Origin of the sequence: Pseudoalteromonas sp. TB51 (assembly GCF_000498055.1) — a bacterium.
Classification (GTDB): Bacteria; Pseudomonadota; Gammaproteobacteria; order Enterobacterales; family Alteromonadaceae; genus Pseudoalteromonas; species Pseudoalteromonas atlantica.
The window spans coordinates 1-2,384 of record NZ_AUTO01000237.1; the positions used below are offsets into that span (position 1 = coordinate 1).

The following is a 2,384-nucleotide window of genomic DNA, read 5'->3' on the forward strand; positions in this document are numbered from 1 at the left end:
CCACGGTTACTTAATGCAAACGATGTAAGTTCGCGTACTTTTAAACGTGGGCCACGGCTTTCTTTTAATAAGGCAATTGCTTGTGTACAAATGGCTTCAGCTTCTGTGTAGTTTTTAGATTCTACATTAAGTGCACAGCTATTAAATGGCTGTTCAAACTCTGGTGCGGCTGTTACAGAATCTTCAATAACCATTAATTTGTAGTCACTTTGATCAGCCATTGCAGCAGCTGAGCAAGTTAATAATGAGCCAAGAGCGATGGTTTTTAAAAGTGTACGTTTCATGATTATCTTCCTGTTTGGTTAGTCGTACTTGTTGCCGACAACTTAACTTTAGATAAATCCTCTTGCCCCGACAAACGATAAAAACAAACCTAATAAGTGAGAAAATCTAACTTATAGACTTAGCCTACCCTACTTCTACAGCAGAAGATTGGCCGACTAAAAGCTATAAATAAACTTAAATAAACTCAACAATTTACACAATGGTTACCTATTGCCAAAAAAGCATTAGTGTTGTAACTTTGTTAATTAACCCAGTATTTACAAGGATTGTCATGATTAAAAAAACAAAAAATATAGTTTTATCTAGCTCATTTTTATTATTATGTGCATGTGGGGGCTCCTCAGAAAACGAAGGCGATATTATAAGTTCCGACCCTGCAGTATGTGCTAGTCAAACAGCACAAAACGAAGCCCTTTGGGACTACCTTCAAACAGATTACCTTTGGAGTGAGCAGCTAAATACCTCAACAAACCCATCTACATTTGACTCATTAAGCGATTTAATGACCGAAGTTAAATTGCAAGTAGAATTAGATAAATACAGTTATGTAGTCACTGCGCAAGAATATGAAGACCGATACCTTAACGCGAGTTATTTTGGTTATGGTTTAGCAAACAAAATAGAACCTAACGGTCTTCTTGTAAAGTATGTATTTGACGATGGTAATGCAGCAGCTATGGGGTTAACCAGAGGCTCATTAATCACCATGATGAATGGCGTAAATATTGAAGAAGCAATAACCAACAATACGTTTGACTACGATGCCTTATTGGGGCCTGAAGAAGAAGGCTATACAGTAGACGTAACGTGGATAGATTTAAACGGTGAAGAACAAACCGGCACTATGGCACGCGCAACGGTTAGCACAAACACTATTCTAGACGCCCGCATATTAGAATCTAATACAGGTAAGGTTGGCTACCTGGCCTTTAATAGTTTTATTGAACGCAGTGCACAAGACTTAGATGACGCATTTTCGTTATTCGAGCAAGAGGACGTTTCAGAGCTAGTACTTGATTTACGCTATAACGGGGGCGGTTACCTTAATGTAGCTAAACAACTAGCAAGCCAAATTGCTGCTGAGAAAGTGCTTGGCAAGCCTATGTTTAATTACGAATATAATAAAAACCGTGAAACTAACAGCGTAGATTTCGAGTTAAATAATAATCAACCACGCCTAAATTTACCTCGTGTAGTAATACTTACCACTGAACAAACATTGTCTGCCAGCGAAGTGGTAATAAATGCGCTAGAACCTTACATTGATGTTCAAGTAGTTGGCACAAGCACAGGAGGAAAGCCTGTTGGCATGGATATTAATCAACTTTGTGACCACGTTGTGTTTGCCATAAACTTTAAAATGACTAACTCAGCTGGCTATGGTGATTACTTTGATGGTTTACCTGCAGATTGTTACGCCGAAGATACCATTAATTCTGATTGGGGCGATACCAAAGATCCTCTTCTAAGCGAGGCTCTATACTTGTTAACTAACAATAGTTGCTCAACAACTCAAACAAGCCAGTTACCTAAACAAAAATCGCTTTATAACAATTTTGGTCTATTCGATAAAAACACGATATAACCCTTTTAATTGCATACAAAAAAAGCCGATGCAGGGTTATCCCTTCATCGGCTTTTTTATTGCGTTATAAAACGTTTTTATAACGATAAATCTTCTTTAGCACGCGTTAAATTATGAGATACGAGTGAGTTTTTAGAAATTTGATACGCTTCGTATAAATCTGAAAGGCCTGCGGTGTCTTTTTTAGACATCATGCGGGCTACGCCACGGTTACTTAATGCAAACGATGTAAGTTCGCGTACTTTTAAACGTGGGCCACGGCTTTCTTTTAATAAGGCAATTGCTTGTGTACAAATGGCTTCAGCTTCTGTGTAGTTTTTAGATTCTACATTAAGTGCACAGCTATTAAATGGCTGTTCAAACTCTGGTGCGGCTGTTACAGAATCTTCAATAACCATTAATTTGTAGTCACTTTGATCAGCCATTGCAGCAGCTGAGCAAGTTAATAATGAGCCAAGAGCGATGGTTTTTAAAAGTGTACGTTTCATGATTATCTTCCTGTTTGGTTAGTCGT

3 protein-coding genes are annotated in these 2,384 nt (G+C 38.1%); 1 reads left to right on the forward strand and 2 read right to left on the reverse strand.

Features of this window, described 5'->3' with window-relative positions; all coding sequences use genetic code 11:
• Positions 1 to 284 (reverse strand): hypothetical protein (locus L650_RS0113840; protein WP_029772423.1); only part of this gene is annotated, 284 nt, incomplete at its 3' end.
• 272 nt (positions 285 to 556) lie between these two features.
• Between L650_RS0113840 and L650_RS0113845 the strand changes: the two genes are divergently transcribed.
• Positions 557 to 1,870, forward strand: coding sequence for a S41 family peptidase (locus tag L650_RS0113845; RefSeq protein ID WP_164835564.1), 1,314 nt, complete (start codon positions 557 to 559; stop codon positions 1,868 to 1,870).
• 77 nt (positions 1,871 to 1,947) lie between these two features.
• Here the strand turns inward: L650_RS0113845 and L650_RS0113850 are convergent, their stop codons facing one another.
• Positions 1,948 to 2,358, reverse strand: a complete 411-nt coding sequence (locus L650_RS0113850; protein WP_029773488.1) for a hypothetical protein — start codon at positions 2,356 to 2,358, stop codon at positions 1,948 to 1,950.
• Between the last annotated feature and the right edge of the window lie 26 nt (positions 2,359 to 2,384).